This is a genomic window from Dactylosporangium fulvum, from assembly GCF_025137375.1.
Classification (GTDB): domain Bacteria; phylum Actinomycetota; class Actinomycetes; order Mycobacteriales; family Micromonosporaceae; genus Dactylosporangium; species Dactylosporangium fulvum.
This window is the reverse complement of the sequence record NZ_CP073720.1, coordinates 10,362,577-10,380,013: the sequence shown is the minus strand read 5'-3', so window position 1 is coordinate 10,380,013 and position 17,437 is coordinate 10,362,577. Positions and strand designations below refer to the sequence as shown.

The following is a 17,437-nucleotide window of genomic DNA, read 5'->3' as shown; positions in this document are numbered from 1 at the left end:
GGGCCGTGCGCGTACTCCTCATCGGCACCGGCGGCCGTGAACACGCCATCGCCGCTGCTCTCGCTGCGGACCCGGCGGTCACCACTCTGATCTGCGCGCCCGGAAACCCGGGCATGGCGGCGCTGGGCGAGCTGGCGGAGGTCGACCCGCTCGACCCGGCCGCCGTCGCGGCGCTCGCCGTCGACAGCGGAGCCGATCTGGTTGTCGTCGGGCCCGAGGCACCCCTGGTGGCGGGGGTTTCCGATGCGGTACGAGCCAAGGGCATCCCTTGCTTCGGACCGTCCCAGGCGGCCGCGGCCCTGGAGGGCTCGAAGGCGTTCGCCAAGGACGTCATGAGCGCCGCCGGCGTGCCGACGGCCCGCTCGTTCGTGTGCACCTCCCCGGAGGAGCTCGAGGCGGCGCTGGACGCGTTCGGCCCGCCGTATGTGGTCAAGGACGACGGGCTCGCCGCGGGCAAGGGTGTGGTCGTCACGGAGGACCGTGACGACGCCCTTGCCCACGGCGCGGCCTGCGAGCGGGTGGTCGTCGAGGAGTACCTTGCCGGCCCCGAGGTCTCGCTGTTCGTCGTGACCGACGGCACAGCGGCGGTACCGCTGCAACCGGCGCAGGACTTCAAGCGCATCCACGACGGGGACGCCGGCCCCAACACCGGCGGCATGGGGGCGTATTCGCCGCTGCCGTGGGCCCCCGCCGACCTGGTCGACCGGGTGATGGCGGAGGTGGTGCAGCCGACGCTGGCCGAGATGCGCCACCGGGGGACGCCGTTTGCCGGTGTGCTCTACGTCGGCCTGGCGCTCACCACCGACGGCCCGAAGGTCATCGAGTTCAACTGCCGGTTCGGCGATCCCGAGACGCAGGTCGTCCTGGCCCGCCTGGAGACGCCGCTGGCCGGTGTCCTGCACGCGGCAGCGATCGGCCGGCTGGCCGAGGACCCGCCGCTGGCTTGGCGCTCGGGTGCCGCGGTGTGCGTCGTGATGGCGAGCGCCGGCTACCCGGAGTCGTCCAGCAAGGGCGACGTGATCACCGGTGCCGACGGCGTTCCCGGCGTCATCCACGCCGGCACCGCCCGGCGGCCCGACGGCGCGCTGGTGACGAACGGTGGCCGTGTGCTCACCTGCACCGCGCTCGGCGAGACGCTGGACGATGCGCGCCGCACGGCATATCAACTGGTGCACGGAGTGCAGTTCGAGGGGGCGCAGTTCCGCACGGACATCGCGCTCGCCGCGGCGGAGAACCGCGTGTCCGTTCCCGTTCACGCAACGTGAGACGGACCTCAGCCGTTCGGCCAGACATTGATTCTCCGGTGTGCCGGACTGCGGTTTAAGGAAGCATTAAGTCCAAATCGCGATGGTTGCTGAGCTGGGAGATAGCTGGGAGATTCCCCGGGTCCCTCTGTGAATCTTCGATTGAAGAGGACCCAAATGAAGCTACGGGGAATCACCCGGTTCGGTGCCGCGGCTGCCGCCACCACGTTTGTCGTCGCTGGTCTCGGTGCCCCCGCCGACGCCAGGGGCCCTCTGGACGAGGTCGGCGTTCCGGTTCTTTCGACCCAGCCGACCACGGCCGACGCCTTCGAGACCAAGGACTGCTCCGGCATTGCGGACGGCAAGCCGGCCACCGACGCGCAGGGCTGGCTTTACAGCACGCCGGCCGGCGCCGGCAAGGTGGTCAACTACGTGTTCTTCTACAAGAAGAACCGTGGTGACGGCGACTGGGTTCCGTTGCTGCTCAACGACAAGGGCATCTTCCTCATCGACGTCGACCTGAACGCCCTCAAGGCCGTCGCCCCGGGTGACAAGAAGGCGCTCGTTCGGGCCGCCGGCGAGGAAGAGCCCGTCCCCGGCGAGGACGACTTTCCGGTCAAGCCCGCCCCGGCCGGCGTGAGCGGCAAGCTCACCGGGAAGGGCGGCTGGGTCCGCACCCCGGATCACTGGAACATCGAGTTCGGCTTCGCGGAGACCGATCCGTTCCTGGAGGAGGGTTCCTTCGAGCTGGTCAGCACCTGCCTCAAGGCCGTCGCTGCCACGCCCACCTCGGCGTCGCCGAGCCCGAGCGCCGGGCCGCAGCTGCCCGTCACCGGCTCGAACGTCCCGCTGCTCAGCGGCATCGGCGGTGGCCTCGTGGTCATCGGCGCGGTGCTGTTCCTGACCTACCGTCGCCGGCGCAACATCAAGTTTGTCGCCTGACCGATCCGCGACTCGCGCAACGGCGGCACCGGACCTCCGGTGCCGCCGTTGATTTTTGTTCGCCGGCCGGGCAACCCCGCGCCGCAGTGGCTCCGTTTCCCGGGTGAGTTTCCAGGAGAGGAGCGCGGATGGCGTCGGAGCAGGCGTACCGCGAGTACGTCGCGGGCAACCTCGACCGCCTGCGGCGCACCGCGTTCCTGCTGTGCGGTGACTGGCACACGGCCGACGACCTGACCTCGACCGTGCTCGTCAAGCTGTTCCGCCACTGGCGGCGGGCCGCGGACTTCGAGCACCTCGACGCCTACGTGCGCCGCATGCTCATGCGGGCGTGGCTCGATGAACGCCGCCGGCCCTGGCGCCGCGAAGCGGCGACCGACGTCGTGCCGGAACGTGCCGCGCCGGACCCGGAGACCGAGCAGCGGCTCGCCGTGCTGGCCCTGCTCGACGAGTTGCCGCCGCGGCGCCGTGCCGTGCTCGTCCTGCGGTACTTCTGCGACCTCTCCGTCGAGGAGACGGCGGAGGCGCTCGGCTGCAGCACCGGCACCGTGAAGAGCCAGGCGGCCCGCGCCCTGCAGGTGCTTCGCGAGCTGACGGAGGGGGATCCACTGTGGACCTGACCGAGGCGATGTACGCCGCGACCCGGAAACCGCCGCCCACGAGCATCGACGTTGATGCCATCATCGCCGGCGAGCGGCGCCGGAGCCGCCGGATCCACCGGGTGACCGCGGTGGCCGCCGTCGCCGCCGTGGCGGTCGGTGCGGTGGTCGTGCCGCGGCTTCACGAGGGTGCCCCGCAGACCGTCCAGCAGCCACCGTTGCCCTGTCTCGTCCGGTCGCCGACCGCCGTGGTGACCGCCGACCCGGAGCCGTCGCCGGTGTCCGCGACCGAGTCGTGCGGCGCGGCGGTCGTCCGTCTCTCCGCGGCCGTCACCGCGGTCGTGACCCGCGAACTGCCCGGCCTGACGCTCCTCAACCCCGACCTCAGCCCGCTTCCGGTGATCGTGGCGAAGGACCAGGGGCTGTGCTGCGGGTACACCGCCAGTTTCAGGATCGGCGAGGACGAGTTCCGTTATGCCGGCCTCAGCGTCACGATCATGGACAGCCGGGAGTCGAACTTCGCTCCCATGGAAGCGCGGTGCCCGACCCCCGGGCAGGCGGGTAACGACTGCACCCTGACCACCGACCCGGCCACCGGCAGCGTCCGCATGGTCGTCCGGAAATACCATCCCGGCGGGACCCTGAGCGGCTTCGAGGTGCACAGCATCCACCCGGACGGCACACACGTGTTGGTGAACGGCGGCAGCACCCAGATCGAGCGCGTGCCGCCGCCGTTCACCGAGGGGCAGATGATCGCGATCGCCGAAGCCCCGGAGCTGACGGCCTATCCGTGAGCGGCCGCGTGGGCGTCCTGCCGGACCGTCACGGCGGTGATCGCGCGGCCGCGGATCTGGGACACCGTGAACGACCACGGATCCACCGTCACCGTCTCCCCCGGAGCCGTCGGCAGGTGGCCCAACTGGGCCAGGACCAGGCCGGCCACCGTGGTGTAGCCCGCGCCGGGCAGGTGGTCGTTCTCGATGCCGATGTCGGGGAGGTCGTGGATCGGGAAGGTGCCGGGCAGCAGCATGCTGCCGTCGGCGCGCCGCTGGACCTGCTGGACGTCGGAGTCGGTCTCGTCGTAGATCTCGCCGACGACCTCCTCGATGAGGTCCTCCAGGGTGACGATGCCGTCGATGGCGCCGCGCTCGTCGACCACCAGGGCGAGCTGCTGCCGCTCGCTCTTGAACCGCTGGATCGCCTGCGCGACCGGCAGCGACTCGGGCAGCAGCAGCGCCGGCCGCATGACGCTGCGCACCATGCCGTCGGCGGTGATCAGGTCGGCCCAGTGCACGATGCCGACCGCGCTGTCGAGGTCCCCGTTGTTCACCACGGGCGCCCGCGAGTGACCGGTGCCGGCCAGCTCAGCGGCGGCCTGCGCGGCCGACATGCCGGCGCTCAGGCTGAACACCGACGGCCGGGGCACCAGCACTTCGCGCAGGGTCCGCCCGGCGATCTCCACGGCGCCCGAGATGATCAGGCGCTGCTGCCGGGTGAAGGTGCGCTGCGTGGCGACCAGGTCGCGCAGCTCCTCGGGGCTGATCTCGTCCTGCCGGACGTCGGGGTCGGCACCGGCCATGCGCACGACGAGGTCGCTCGCCTTGCCGAGCACCCAGTTGACCGGCCGCAGCAGGGCGGACAGCACGGAGAGCGGGCGGGCCACGACGAGGGCCCACCCCTCGGCGCGCTGCATGGCGATCCGCTTGGGTGCCAGCTCGCCGATGACCAGCGTGAGGAACGTCAGCATCAGCGTGACGATCACGATGGCGACCGGTGAGGCGGCGCCGCCGAGGAAGCTCAGCAGCGGCGTGAGCGGCGTCGACAGCGACACCGCGGCCGTCGCCGAGGCCAGGAACCCGGCCAGGGTGATGCCGATCTGGATGGTTGCCAGGAAGCGATTGGGATCACGGGCCAGCCGGACGAGCGTGCGGCCGGACTTGCCCTGCCGCTCAAGTCGTCGGAGCTGACCCTCCCGCAGCGAGATCAGCGCCATCTCGCTGCCGGAAAACGCCGCGTTGAACAGCGTAAGCACAATGACGAGCGTCAGCTCGACCCAGGTAGAACTCATCGGTGCCGCCGCAGGAGCGGCCCGGTACTACTCCCGTCCACCGAACCAGGGTAGCGGGACTATCTGGGAAACAGCTGACGGCGCACGATTTTGCCGGTGGCGTTGCGGGGCAGGGCGGGCACGAAGTGGATGTCGCGGGGCACGGAGAACCTGGCCAGGCGGTGCCGCACGTATTCGCGGACCGCGTCCGGCTCCACCCACTCGCCCTCGTGCAGCGCGACCCAGGCGGCCAGCCGCTGGCCGAACTCCTCGTCCGGCACGCCGGCCACCGCGACCTCACGGACCTGCGGCAGTTCGGCGATGACGTCCTCGACCGCCGCGGGGTACACATTCTCGCCGCCGGAGATCACCATGTCGTCCTCTCGGCCGTCGACGAAGAGCAGGCCGTCGGCGGACATGTGCCCCAGGTCGCCGGTCGCCAGCAGGCTGTCGTGCGACTCGCGGCCGGTGCCGTTGGTGTAGCCCTCGAAGAGCATGTCGTTGCCGACGAAGATCCGTCCGATCACGCCCGTCGGGAGCGGCCGGCCGGCCGCGTCGAGGATCGCCACACGCGTCCCGTGGGGCGGGCGGCCCGCCGTCCCGGGCGAGGAGCGCAGCTCGTCGGGGGTGGCGATCGACGCCCACGACGTCTCCGTCGAGCCGTAGAGGTTGTAGAGCACGTCGCCGTACACCTCCATGAACCGTGTGGCGAGAGGACCGGTCAGTGCCGAGCCGGACGCCGCCACGACACGCAACGAGGGCATCTTCCCCGGCGCCTCCAGCAACCGCTGCAGCATCACCGGCACCGCGAACAGCGACGTGCAGCCGTGTGCGCGCACGGCCTGCACGGCGGACGGCGGGGTGAACCGGTGGGTGACGACGATGGTGCCGCGCAGGGCCAGACAGAGTTGCAGCGCGGCGAGCCCCCAGGTGTGGAACAGCGGCGCCGCGACGAACATGCGCTCGCCGGCGTTGAGCGGGATGCGCGACACCACGGAGGCCAGGGGGCCGAGACCGGCGGGATTTCTCCGTCTGGCGCCTTTGGGGGCTCCGGTGGTACCTGATGTGAGCACGATGACGGAGCCGGGGCTGGACGGCGGTTCCACCTCGGCCGAGGGGGAACGCCGGATGAGGCCGTCGATCCGCTCGACGGCCACCCGGGGCAGGTGCGGCGGCATCGCGGCGAGCAGGCCGAGCAGCGACTCGTCGTGCAGCAGCAGCGTCAGGCCCTGGTCGTGGGCGACGGTCTCGAGCTGCGCGTTGCCCAGGCCGGTGTTGACGAGCACCGTCTGCGCGCCGAGCGCGATGACGGCCATCATGCTCTCGACGAAGTACGCCGAGTTGTCGCAGAGCAGCCCGACCCGGGAGCCGGGGCCCACGCCGTGCTCGGCGCGCAGCGCGTTGGCCAGGCGGCGGACCCGCACGTCGAGCTCGCCGTAAGTGACGGCGCGGTGCTCGTCGACGACGGCGACGCGCTCCGGGGAGCGTGCGGCGGCGGACCGCATCTCCCCGAAAAGGCCGAAGCCCCACCTGCGCAGGGCGTTGAGTTGCCGCACGACGCGGGTGGGGCTGCCGGGTGCGAGCACCCTGCGGCGGGCAAGAGTGCGCAAGACGAATGTCTTCTTCGCGGTCATGTCCCTACCGAACGTAGATGCCTGAGATGGCCCGCGACACCACCAGCCGCTGGATCTCGCTGGTGCCCTCGAAGATCGTGTAGATCTTCGCGTCCCGGTACCACCGCTCGACCGGGTGCTCACGCAGGAAGCCCGCGCCACCCAGGATCTGCACGGCCTTCTCGGTGACGGCCACGGCGACCTCACCGGCCTTGAGCTTGCTCATCGAGCCCTCGCCGGCCTCGAACGGGCGGTTGTTGCGGCCCATCCAGGCGGCCCGCCAGACCAGCAGGCGGGCGGCGTCGATCTCCATCTTCATGTCCGCGAGCGCGAACGCGATGGCCTGGTTCTCGATGATCGGCCGGCCGAACTGGACGCGGCTCTTCGCGTAGTCCAGCGCGTACTCGTACGCGGCGCGGGCCACCCCGAGCGCCTGTGCGCCGACCGCGGGGCGGGACAGCTCGAACGTGCGCATCGCCGCCTGGCCCTGCGCCTTGCGCCCTTCGCGGGCCTTGGCGAGGCGGGCGTCGAGGACGTCCTTGCCGCCGAGCAGGCAGCGGCCCGGCACCCGCACGTCGTCGAGGAAGACGTCGGCGGTGTGCGAGGCGCGCAGGCCCAGCTTCTTGAGCTTCTTCGAGCCGTTGAGCCCGGGTGTGCCGGGCGGCACGACAAAAGCGGCCTGTCCCCGGGAGCCGAGCTCCGGGTCGACGCTCGCGGTGACGACGTGGACGTCGGCTATCCCGCCGTTGGTCGCGTAGGCCTTCTGCCCGTTGAGCACCCACTCGTCGGTGGCCTCGTCGTAGCGCGCCCGGGTCTTCATGGAACCGACGTCGGAGCCGGCCTCGGGCTCGGTCGTGCAGAACGCGGCGACCTTCGGGTCGGCCGCGTCGCCGAAGCACTGCGGCACCCACTCGAGCATCTGGTCGGGCGTGCCGGACGCGTAGATCGCGGCCACGGCGAGGCTGGTACCGAAGATCGCCATGCCGATCCCGGCGTCACCCCAGAACAGCTCCTCGTTGGCCAGGCACAGTGACAGCCCGGACGGGTCGGCCCAGCAGTTGGCCAGGAACTCGAACCCGTAGAGGCCGATCTTGGCCGCCTCCTGGATGATCGGCCAGGGCGTCTCCTCGCGGGTGTCCCACTCCGCGGCAGCCGGTCGTACGACATCGCCGGCGAAGCCGTGCACCCAGTCACGGAGATCACGCTGCTCCTCGTTCAGGTCGAGCGAGAACTCCGGCATGTGCCCTCCTTCGTGTCGTCCCGAGCCGCGCGATCTTGGAGTTGTGGTCCAGGGAATGTCGGAAATATCGGTATAAGCACTGGACCACAACTCCAAGATCGCGCGGAGGGTGGCGGGCGGTCAGGCCTTCGGGATGTCGAACAGGTTGGCGATGTTGGCCGCGAGGCCCAGGTCGCCCTTGGCCTTGAGCTTGCCGGTCATGAACATCATCATGGGGTTGCCGGCGCCGGAGACGACCTTGAGGAAATCGACGGGACCGACCGTGATCGCGAGCTTCGGGTCCTGGTCGGGGCTCGGCGACAGGGTGCAGGCGCCGTTGGCGATGACCAGCTCGTAGGTGTCGACGCCGCCGTCGGACCGCTCGGTGATGGTCCAGTGGATCACCGCGTTGGTCGAGCCGGCGCGGTCGGGACGGAACAGCTCCGGGAAGCGGGAGAAGATCGTGTCGAGGACCTTGCCGCGCTGGTCGCTCTTCATGATGTCGGCGAGCTGCGAGTCCGGCGCGTTCTTCACGAGCTGCGCGAACTGCTTCGGGTCGACGTTGTTGAAATCGCCGAGGGCGTCAAGGTCGGTCATGGCGATGGCCTCCGTTGATGTATAGCTACTCGCGCGTAACATTACGCATGAGTAGGTAAGGTGGCAAGATGCTGAAACGGCTTCCGCGCGTGGTCCGCGAGCAGCAGATGCTCGACGCCGCGGTCAAGATCTTCGCCCGCCGCGGCTTCCACGCGGCCTCGATGGACGAGATCGCGGAGGTCGCCGGCATCTCCAAGCCGATGGTCTACGCCTACCTCGGGACCAAGGACGAGCTCTTCGTCGCCTGCCTGCAACGGGAGGCGACCCGCCTGATGGAGGCGGTGGCGGCGGGTGTACGGCCCACCGCCCGCCCCGACGAGCAGTTGTGGAACGGCCTGCGGGCCTTCTTCGCCTTCGTCGGCGCCCACCGCGACGGCTGGCGGGTCCTGTACCGCCAGGCGCGCAGCGAGCCGCACTTCGCCGGCGAGTTGGCCGGCATGCGGGCGCGGATCGTCGAGGTCGTCGCCGGGCTGCTGGAGAGCGCCTGCGCCGCGGCCGCGGTCCCCGCCCGCCCGGGCGACTTCATGGCGATGGCCTACGCCTACGTCGGCGCCGCCGAGTCCCTGGCCGACTGGCTCGCCGACCACGAGGAGGAGGACCCGGAACACACCGCGACGCGAATGATGAACTTCGTCTGGGTCGGTGCCGAGTCCCTCCTGCAGGGCAAGGTCTGGCGCGCCTGACTACTGCGGGGGTGGTAGGTAGCCGACCGGCGGGGTCAGGGTCGAGGTGTGCATCGCGAACAGCACCGCCAGCACGACCACCACGCTGGCGACGGCGGTGGCTTGGATCAGCCCGCGCTGCTTCTGCGGCGCGTAGGCCAGCCCGGCCGCGACCAGCGCGCCGGTGACCATGCCGCCGAGGTGCCCGGCGATCGAGATGCCCGGCACGCTGAACGTGATGACGAGGTTGAGCACCAGCACGGGGATGATCCCCGCGACGCTGCGCCGCATCTTGCGCAGGACCACGATCAGCGCGGCGAACAGGCCGAAGATCGCACCCGAGGCGCCGGCGGTGTGCGAGGTGGGGTTGGCGAACAGGTAGACGGCGATGCTGCCGCCGAGGCCGGCCACCACGTAGAGCGCCAGGAACCGGATCCGGCCGAGCAGGGCCTCCAGCGGGCGGCCCAGCACCCACAGCGCCCACATGTTCATCGCCAGGTGCAGGATGCCGTAGTGCAGGAACATGGAGGTGAAGATCCGGTAGTACTCACCGTCGTGCATCCCGCCCGGCAGGAGCACTTTCAGGCCCGCGTTGGGCCCGTCGAGGTATTCGCCCGCCGGGTAGGTGACCAGCGCACCCCACTCGTGCAGCGGAGTGGAACCGCCCAGCAGCCCGCCCAGGCCGCCGCCGGCGATCGCGTCGGCGCGGCCGGAGCTGATGATCGAGGCGACGAACACCAGCACGTTGATCACGATCAGCGTGATCGTCACCGTGCCCTGGACGCCTGACCTGCCGCCGCCGAACATGGTCTGCACAGGGCGCTGCGACCTGGCACCCTCGCGGACGCACTCCGGGCACTGGAAGCCGACCGACGCCTCGTTCATGCAATTCGGGCAGATCGGTCGGTCGCAGCGGGTGCACCGGACATACGTCTCTTTGTCGGGGTGCCGGTAGCAGACGGGGACCACGTTCGCCGGCGGCTGAGTCATGCACCAAGGTTAGCTAGCCCTTCCGGGTTAGCCCTTCATGCGACCCGCTCGACCTCCACCCGCTCGATCACGATGTCCTGCCGGGGGCGGTCACCCGGGCCGGTCTGCGTGCCGGCGATCTGGTCGACGACCTTGCGGGAGTCGTCGTCGGCGACCTCGCCGAAGATCGTGTGCTTGCCGTTGAGGTGGGGCGTCGGGCCCACCGTGATGAAGAACTGCGAGCCGTTGGTGCCGCCACCGGTGAAACGGTCGATGCCCGCGTTGGCCATCGCCAGCAGATACGGCCGGTTGAAGTGCAGCTCCGGGTGGATCTCGTCGTTGAAGGTGTAGCCGGGGCCACCCCGGCCGGTGCCGGTCGGGTCGCCGCCCTGGATCATGAAGCCGTCGATCACGCGGTGGAAGATGACGCCGTTGTAGTACGGGCCCGAGCCCGGCTGGCCGGTGCGCGGGTCGGTGTATTCCTTGGTGCCGTCAGCGAGCTCCACGAAGTTGCGCACCGTCTTCGGCGCGTGGTTGGGGAACAGCTCAAGCCGGATGGGACCGGCGTTGGTGTGCAGCGTCGCGAACAGTTGCTCGGCCACCGCTTCTCCCTTTCATTGGTGACATTCCGTCATCACCGTATCCGACGGGCATTCTGCCGGATCCGGGTGTGCGGGCCGCCCGTTCGGGGCACGATGACCAGCAGCGGTGACGTCCGTGAGGTTCTCCCCGGTCGGAATGGGGTAACCGGGGTTGGACGGTTTCGCGGCCACGGGAGGTGGAGCAAGTGTTTCGACGTCGTCAGGTGAAGACGCACAGCCGGCTCATGCGGGACGAGCTCGGGGAAAGCTTCGATCACCTGCGGATGGCCGCGGCGCATGCCGCCGATGGCGCTTCGGGCGCCTTGGCGCCACGCGTCGAGTCCGCCCGTCAGGCGGTCAAGCCGGGTCTGCGCAAGGCACAGGGCGCGGCGATGGGCGGGATGGACGCGGTGCTCGTGATCGCTCGCGACCGCTCCCGCCAGGCCGGCAAGAAGACCGAGAAGATGGGGCGCAAGGGGAAAGCCAGGATGACGGGGAATCAGGGCCGCACGCGGCGTTGGCCGATGACGGTCGGTGGCCTCCTGGTCGCCGGTGCGGCAGTGGGCATGGCGTCCGCCATGCTGCGGCGCCGGCGCAACCAGCAGGCCTGGGACGAGTACGGCTCGACCCGCACGACCGGCGACACCGGCGCGATGCTCGATTCGGCGAAGTCCACGATGGACGCCGGCGTCGAAAAGGCCAAGACGATGGGTGAGGCGGCGAAGGACCGCGCCTCCGACCTGATCGGCAGCAAGAGCACCGGCACCGGCACGTCCGGCGGCGGTGAGCACGACAAGTCCTCGATGCCGCAGACGGCGTCGAAGAACAGTCGTTCTTAGCATGATCGATCACGTAGGCGGGCCGTCCCCGGCCACGGGGGACGGCCCACCTATGTGCGCTTCAGGTGTGCTCAGAGCCAGCCGCTGCGGCGGAACGCGCGGTAGAGCCCGGCAGAGATCGCCACGATCAACGCCATCACGCCCGGATAGCCGAAGACCCATTTGGTCTCCGGCATGAACTCGAAGTTCATCCCGTAGATGCCCGCGATCGCGGTCCAGACCGCGGCGATGGCGGCCCACGCGGCGATCTTGCGCATGTCGTTGTTCTGGTCGACGCTCACCTGCGCCAGCCGTGCCTGCAGCACGGAGTTGATGACGTCATCGAGGTACAGGACCTGCTCGACCGCCCGCGCCAGATGGTCGTTGACGTCGCGGAAGTACCGGCGGATCTCGTCGGGCACCTCCGTGAACTGGCCGGTGGCCAGCCCGGCGAGGGGCCGCTGGAGCGGCAGCACGGCGCGCTTGAACTCCATCAGCTCGCGCTTCAGCTGGTACACCCTCTGGATCCGGTTCGTGCCCGTGGTCCGCGACGGGGTGAACACCTGGTCCTCGACCGCCGCGACGTCCTCCTCGATGCCGGTGGCCACCTCGACCAGCGTGTCGACGACGCTGTCCGCGACGGCGTAGGCGACCGCCCACGGCCCGCGGGCCAGCACCTCCCGGCGCTGCTCCAGGCCGGAGCGGACCGGGGCGAGCCGGCTCGCGTCACCGTGCCGCACGGTGATGATGAAGTGCTCGCCGATGAACATCAGCACGTCGCCGGTCTCGACGACCTCGCTCGTGTCGGTGAGTTCGTCGTGCTCGACGTACCGCGCGGTGCGCATCGTCACGAAGATCATTTCGCCGTACCGCTCGACCTTCGGCCGCTGCTTCGAGGTCACCGCGTCCTCGACGGCCAGCTCGTGCAGCTCGAACGTCTCGGCGATGGCCGACATCTCGTCGGCGTGCGGCTCCTTCAGGCCGATCCACACGAAGCCGCTGCGGTGCCGGCGCGCGGCGTGCAGCGCCTCCGCGTAGTGCCACTCGCCGGGCTGGCGGACGCCGTCGACGTAGAGCGCGCAGTCGACGATCGAGCTGCCCACAGCGGGCTGCACCGCCGGCACGGCCGGCGCAGGCGAACTCAGCATCCGCGACATCGCCCGGACGGGTCGGGAGAAGGCACGCGACAGCGAGCCGGCGGTGTTCTGCTGATTGTCGGCCATCACGACCTCCCAGGCGGAAAGAAAAGTTGGCACCGGGTGGACCGACCGCAGGTGGGGGGTGGGGGGCGCGGTCGGCCCACCCGGTGCCGTTGGGGGGCGGGGGGTGATGCCTGCAGCGCGATTCGCAAAAGCGCGCCGGGCTGGATTTTGATCCATCCGGTACCGGCTGGGGAACCACCCCCATCATCACGGTTTGGTGTCAGCTTTTGCGAACAGCCTCGATCGCCGCGGCCAGGCGGGCCACCCCTTCGTCGACCTGATCCGTCAGCACGGCCGAGAACGCGAGCCGGACCGCGTTTTGACCGCCTTCGAGGAGGAAGTCGCTGCCCTTGACCACGGCCACGCCGAAGTCCCGCGCCGCGACCTTTTCCAGCTCCGTCGTGTCGACGTCCGCCGGCAGCTCCACCCAGAGGAAGTAGCCGCCGTCCGGCTCCACGAACCGCGCGTCGGGCACGTGCTTGCGCAGGCCGTCGGCCAGCAGCCGGGCGCGCTCGCCCAGCGTCGCCGACACCTTGGCGATCGACCGCTCGATGTCGCCGCTCACGCAGAACTGGTGGGTGACCGCCTCGGCGACCATGCTCGGCGAGATGTAGAGGTTCGTCGCCCGCTTGGCGATCGCGGCGATCGTCGCCTGCGGACCGACCAGGTAGCCGACCCGAAGGCCGGGTGCGATCGTCTTGGTGAAAGAGCTGGCGTGGACGACGACGCCGGTCGTGTCCTGCGACAGCATCGTCGGCAGCTTCTCGCCCCGCCAGCGGATGTCCGCATACGGGTCGTCCTCGAAGATCGTGAAGCCGTACTGCTCGGCCAGCGCGACCAAGGCCCGCCGCTTGTCAGCCGACAGGGTGACGCCGGCCGGGTTCTGGAAGTTCGGGATGATGTGCGCCAGCGTCGGGCGGAGGCCGCTCTCGAGCAGCTTGCGCAGCTCCTCGACGTCGAGGCCGTCCTCCTCGACGGACACCTGGTGCACCTCGGCGCCCAGGTTGCGCAGGTTGAGCAGGGTGCGGTCGTAGGTCGGCTTCTCCACGATCACCGCGTCGCCCGGCTTGACCAGGTGCTCGAACAGCAGCGCGTCGGCCTGCAGCGAGCCGTTGGTCACGATGACCTGGTCGGCCTCCACGCCGTGCTTGGCGGCGATCCACGAGCGCAGCGGAAGGTAGCCGACGGACGTGCCATAGGCGGTGATGCCAGCCGGGTCGGCCTCGAAGGCCCGCACGGCGGCGGCCTTGAGCCCGTCGACGTCGATGATGTCGAGACTGGGTGCGCCACGGGCGAAAGAAATGAGCTGCATGATGGCAGCCTACGAGAGCCGCCGCAGACGACTCAGCCGAGTTCCGGCTCGTCCACCGGGCGGAGTGCAGCGGTTTTTCGGCCGATGCCCCGATCGACGCCGTGCTTTTCCGGCCGAGCGCGTCCCACGCCGGTCATCCCGAGCGTCGGGCCCGGAAGTATGACCTGGGACACGGCCGGGCCCGGGCCCGCCCCGGTCAGGCCGGAATGGTGGTCTGGACCCAGACCCGGATGATGTCGCGCACGGAGATCACCCCGAGCACGTCATCCTCGTCGAGGACGACCAGGTGGCGGAAGCCGCCACGCACCATGGCGCTCGCCGCTTCCTCGATCGTCCAGGTCGGGCTGGCGTAGACGACTTCCCAGGTGATGTGCTCGGCGGTCCGCTCGACGTCCGGGTCGAGGCCGGTGCCGAGCGCGTTGAGGATGTCCCGCTCGGTGATGATGCCGACCCCGGCGCCGTCGGGATCGGCGACGACCGCCGAACCGACCTTGTGGGTGGACATCAGCTGTGCGGCTTGCCGCAGGGTATGGTCCGGGCCGAGCTGTACCACGACCGTGGACATGGCTTCGTGTACTTGCATGGGCGCATCACTCCTCGCAAGGCACGGTACGGACATCCTCTCGCCCCCGAGGCCAACTCTCAAGACTTGCTCATCCATCTGAGGCATCGAGATAAAGTTCAGAAACGTGCGGTTTCTCAACGACCAGACGCCTGCTCACGATCTCACCTACGACGATGTCTTCATGGTGCCGAGCCGCTCGGCCGTGGAGTCCCGGATGGCGGTGGATCTCAACACCCGCGACGGCAGCGGCACCACGATCCCGATCGTCGTGGCCAACATGACCGCCGTCGCCGGTCGGCGCATGGCGGAGACCGTCGCGCGGCGGGGCGCACTCGCGATCATTCCGCAGGACATCCCGATCGACGTCGTCTCCGAGGCGGTGTCCTGGGTGAAGCGCCGCCACCTCGTCTACGACACCCCGATCACCCTCGGGCCGACCGAGACCGTGTCGCTCGCGCTCGACCTGCTGCCCAAGCGCGCGCACGGCGCGGTGATCGTGGTCGAGGACGGCCGGCCGATCGGCGTGGTCACCGAGAGTGACTGCGCCGACGTCGACCGGTTCAGCCAGCTGCAGGGTGTCATGTCGCGAAAACTGCTGACGCTGCCCGACGACATCACCCCCGAGGACGCGTTCAACCGGCTCGCCGCCGGCCACCACAAGCTGGCGCCGGTGATCGACCGGGCCGGCCGGCTCGTCGGCATCCTCACCCGCACCTCCGCGCTGCGGGCCACCCTCTACCAGCCGGCCGTCGACGCCGACGGGCGCCTGCGCATCGGCGCCGCGATCGGCATCACCGGCGACGCCGCCGGCCGCGCCGACAAGCTGATCGCCGCCGGCGTCAACGTGCTGGTCGTCGACACCGCGCACGGCCACCAGGAGCGGATGATCAGCACCCTGCGCGCGGTCCGTGCGCTCGACCCGGGCGTGCCGATCGTCGCCGGCAACGTCGTCACCCGCGAGGGCGCCGCCGACCTGCTCGAGGCCGGCGCCGACATCGTCAAGGTCGGTGTCGGGCCCGGCGCGATGTGCACGACCCGGATGATGACCGGCGTCGGCCGGCCGCAGTTCTCCGCGGTGCTCGAGTGCGCCACCGAGGCGAAACGGATGGGCCGCCACGTGTGGGCCGACGGCGGTGTTCGCCATCCGCGAGACGTCGCCCTGGCACTGGCCGCCGGCGCGTCCAACGTCATGATCGGTTCCTGGCTGGCCGGCACGCACGAGTCCCCGGGTGACCCCCGGCGCGACGCCGACGGCCGGCTCTACAAGGAGAACTTCGGCATGGCCTCGGCCCGCGCGGTCAGCCGTCGCACCGCCGACGACAGCGTCTACGAGCGGGCCCGCAAGGCACTGTTCGAGGAGGGCATCTCGACCTCGCGGATGTACCTCGACCCGCGCCGCCCCGGCGTCGAGGACATCCTCGACGCGATCGTGGCGGGCGTGCGCAGCGCCTGCACCTACGCCGGCGCGGCCGACCTGGAGGAGTTCGCCGAGCGTGCGACGGTGGGTGTCCAGAGCGCGGCGGGTTATGCGGAGGGGAAACCGCTCGACGTCAGTTGGTGATTGCCTCGGCAGCGGATAGTCGCGTCACCCGCAGGTCCCGTATGGTGCGTGTCGTGAAGCCCGCTCGCAACCCGCACGGCTCGTGACCAACCAGACGTCCCGCCGCGCCCAGGCGTTGCGTGCTGCCTCCCGTTTTGTCGGCGCCGGTCTGCTCGACCAGGTGGTCATCGCCACCGCCAACGCCGCAAACACGCTGCTCGGCGGCGTCTTGCTGGCGAAGGAGCAGTTCGGTGCGCTCGCGCTCGCACTCAGCGTCGGCTATTTCTCCATGTACCTCAACCGGGCCATCGTCGGCGACGTCCTGCTCGCGCTGGCATCACGCTACGACGGCGACCATCGGGTGCGGCTGGTGCGCAACGGGCTGACGACCGCCCTGTGCTCCGGGCTCGTCACGACGGTCATCTTCGTCGGGATCTGGCTGGTGTGGCCACACAACGGGAAGATCGACCTTCATGAACTGATCTGGCTGACCCCGTTCATGATCCCGATCATGTTGCACGACACCGCCCGGTGCGACTACCTCGCCGACCGCCGGCCGGAGAAGGCCCTCAGCATCGACCTGGTCTGGGCGGGCACCCAGGGCATCGCGATCCTCTTCATGGTGCTGATCGGCCACTCCACCCCCGGCGGCCTGCTCGCCGCGTGGGGCATCGGCGCGACCGCCGGCGCGACGGTCTACGTGTTGCGCGAGGGGCACCTGCCGTGGGGAGGCAACCCGAAGGCGTGGCTCGCCGAGACCCGCCACCTGTCGGGCTGGTTCACCGCGACCGCGGTCGTGGCCCAGGTGCAGGTGCTGTCGATCAGCTTCCTGGTCGCCGGCAAGCTCTCCAAGATCGACCTGGGTAACCTGCGCTTCGTGCAGACGGTGCAGCTGCAGCCGGTACAGAACCTGGTCGCGGCGATCCAGGGCCTCCTCGTGCCGCGTGCCTCGCGCAACGCGGCCACCGCCGCCAAGCCCGGCGCCGAGGGCCTCGAGGCGGCCGCGGCTCTGCGCCGCCAGACCCGCCAGCTGGCGATCGCGTTCGCGGTGCTGGGCATGCTGATGGTGATCATCGTCTGGCCGCTCGTGTCGTGGTTGCTCACCAGGACGGGCAAGTTCTCCGAGGCCGCACCGCTGGCCCTGCCGATCGCCCTGCAGGGGGCGATCTACCTGTTGCAGGTCCCGTTCACGGCCGCGATGCGCGGCATGCACCGGGCACGGATGCTGTTCGTGCAGTACGTCGTGTTCGCGACCATCTCGCTGACCGGCCTGTCGATCGGTGCGAACTACGGCCTGCACGGCGCCGCGTGGGGCCTTCTGACCGGCTCGACGGCCGGCTTGATCGTCATGATGACGCTCTACTTCCACGCCCTGAAGTTGGTCGGCCCTCCTCCCGAGTCCCCGGCGACGCCTCGCCTGGACACGGCCAAGAGCACCTGACCCTGGCTCCGCTAGGGCCTGTTTCGTACCTGGGGTCGGAGCGAGGCGGAGTCCAGATTTCGTCTGGCGTCGCCCCGCGGAAGTCCGGC

The 17,437-nt window shown here is 70.0% G+C and carries 17 protein-coding genes; 8 read left to right on the top strand and 9 right to left on the bottom strand.

Annotation, left to right across the window (positions count from 1 at the left end; all coding sequences use genetic code 11):
* Positions 1 to 5: 5 nt before the first annotated feature.
* The 4 genes from purD (at position 6) to Dfulv_RS47870 (ending at position 3,576) form a co-directional block, all read left to right on the top strand.
* Positions 6 to 1,265 carry a phosphoribosylamine--glycine ligase gene (gene purD / locus Dfulv_RS47885; RefSeq protein WP_259860439.1) on the top strand — a complete coding sequence of 420 codons (1,260 nt, stop codon included), beginning with the start codon at positions 6 to 8 and terminating at the stop codon, positions 1,263 to 1,265.
* Positions 1,266 to 1,421: 156 nt separating this feature from the next.
* Positions 1,422 to 2,186, top strand: a complete 765-nt coding sequence (locus tag Dfulv_RS47880) for an LPXTG cell wall anchor domain-containing protein (RefSeq protein ID WP_259860438.1) — start codon at positions 1,422 to 1,424, stop codon at positions 2,184 to 2,186.
* A 128-nt stretch (positions 2,187 to 2,314) separates the two neighbouring features.
* Positions 2,315 to 2,803 (top strand): SigE family RNA polymerase sigma factor, encoded by a 489-nt coding sequence (locus Dfulv_RS47875; RefSeq protein ID WP_259860437.1) that lies wholly within the window; start codon positions 2,315 to 2,317, stop codon positions 2,801 to 2,803.
* A complete protein-coding gene (locus Dfulv_RS47870) occupies positions 2,794 to 3,576 on the top strand; it encodes a hypothetical protein (RefSeq protein WP_259860436.1) in 783 nt (260 codons plus the stop codon). Before Dfulv_RS47875 ends, Dfulv_RS47870 begins: the two co-directional genes overlap by 10 nt.
* Here Dfulv_RS47870 and Dfulv_RS47865 read toward each other — a convergent pair.
* From Dfulv_RS47865 to Dfulv_RS47850, 4 genes are all read right to left on the bottom strand, one after another.
* Positions 3,567 to 4,850, bottom strand: coding sequence for a hemolysin family protein (locus Dfulv_RS47865; RefSeq protein ID WP_259860435.1), 1,284 nt, complete (start codon positions 4,848 to 4,850; stop codon positions 3,567 to 3,569). The genes Dfulv_RS47870 and Dfulv_RS47865 overlap by 10 nt on opposite strands.
* Before the next feature lie 59 nt (positions 4,851 to 4,909).
* Positions 4,910 to 6,463 carry an AMP-binding protein gene (locus Dfulv_RS47860; protein WP_259860434.1) on the bottom strand — a complete coding sequence of 518 codons (1,554 nt, stop codon included), beginning with the start codon at positions 6,461 to 6,463 and terminating at the stop codon, positions 4,910 to 4,912.
* Between the two features lie 4 nt (positions 6,464 to 6,467).
* Complete coding sequence (locus Dfulv_RS47855; RefSeq protein ID WP_259860433.1) at positions 6,468 to 7,682, bottom strand: acyl-CoA dehydrogenase family protein; 1,215 nt, start codon at positions 7,680 to 7,682, stop codon at positions 6,468 to 6,470.
* 120 nt (positions 7,683 to 7,802) lie between these two features.
* Positions 7,803 to 8,258 carry an SCP2 sterol-binding domain-containing protein gene (locus Dfulv_RS47850; RefSeq protein WP_259860432.1) on the bottom strand — a complete coding sequence of 152 codons (456 nt, stop codon included), beginning with the start codon at positions 8,256 to 8,258 and terminating at the stop codon, positions 7,803 to 7,805.
* A gap of 68 nt (positions 8,259 to 8,326) precedes the next feature.
* On the opposite strand from Dfulv_RS47850, the gene Dfulv_RS47845 reads away from it, so the two are divergent.
* Positions 8,327 to 8,941 (top strand): TetR/AcrR family transcriptional regulator, encoded by a 615-nt coding sequence (locus Dfulv_RS47845; RefSeq protein WP_259860431.1) that lies wholly within the window; start codon positions 8,327 to 8,329, stop codon positions 8,939 to 8,941.
* Here the strand turns inward: Dfulv_RS47845 and Dfulv_RS47840 are convergent, their stop codons facing one another.
* Positions 8,942 to 9,910, bottom strand: coding sequence for a rhomboid family intramembrane serine protease (locus tag Dfulv_RS47840; protein ID WP_259860430.1), 969 nt, complete (start codon positions 9,908 to 9,910; stop codon positions 8,942 to 8,944).
* A gap of 35 nt (positions 9,911 to 9,945) precedes the next feature.
* Positions 9,946 to 10,491 carry a peptidylprolyl isomerase gene (locus tag Dfulv_RS47835; RefSeq protein WP_259860429.1) on the bottom strand — a complete coding sequence of 182 codons (546 nt, stop codon included), beginning with the start codon at positions 10,489 to 10,491 and terminating at the stop codon, positions 9,946 to 9,948.
* Positions 10,492 to 10,715: 224 nt separating this feature from the next.
* Between Dfulv_RS47835 and Dfulv_RS47830 the strand changes: the two genes are divergently transcribed.
* Positions 10,716 to 11,309, top strand: coding sequence for a hypothetical protein (locus Dfulv_RS47830; RefSeq protein WP_259860428.1), 594 nt, complete (start codon positions 10,716 to 10,718; stop codon positions 11,307 to 11,309).
* Positions 11,310 to 11,380: 71 nt separating this feature from the next.
* Here the strand turns inward: Dfulv_RS47830 and Dfulv_RS47825 are convergent, their stop codons facing one another.
* From Dfulv_RS47825 to Dfulv_RS47815, 3 genes are all read right to left on the bottom strand, one after another.
* Entirely contained in the window at positions 11,381 to 12,511 is a 1,131-nt protein-coding gene (locus Dfulv_RS47825; protein WP_259860427.1) for a magnesium and cobalt transport protein CorA, read from the bottom strand.
* 199 nt (positions 12,512 to 12,710) lie between these two features.
* Entirely contained in the window at positions 12,711 to 13,802 is a 1,092-nt protein-coding gene (locus Dfulv_RS47820; RefSeq protein ID WP_259860426.1) for an aminotransferase-like domain-containing protein, read from the bottom strand.
* A gap of 196 nt (positions 13,803 to 13,998) precedes the next feature.
* Entirely contained in the window at positions 13,999 to 14,385 is a 387-nt protein-coding gene (locus Dfulv_RS47815; protein ID WP_259860425.1) for a CBS domain-containing protein, read from the bottom strand.
* A gap of 106 nt (positions 14,386 to 14,491) precedes the next feature.
* Between Dfulv_RS47815 and Dfulv_RS47810 the strand changes: the two genes are divergently transcribed.
* Both Dfulv_RS47810 and Dfulv_RS47805 read left to right on the top strand, forming a co-directional pair.
* On the top strand, positions 14,492 to 15,928 hold the full coding sequence (locus tag Dfulv_RS47810) for a GuaB1 family IMP dehydrogenase-related protein (RefSeq protein ID WP_259860424.1): 1,437 nt from the start codon (positions 14,492 to 14,494) through the stop codon (positions 15,926 to 15,928).
* Positions 15,929 to 16,010: 82 nt separating this feature from the next.
* Positions 16,011 to 17,348 (top strand): MATE family efflux transporter, encoded by a 1,338-nt coding sequence (locus Dfulv_RS47805; protein WP_259860423.1) that lies wholly within the window; start codon positions 16,011 to 16,013, stop codon positions 17,346 to 17,348.
* Positions 17,349 to 17,437: the final 89 nt, after the last annotated feature.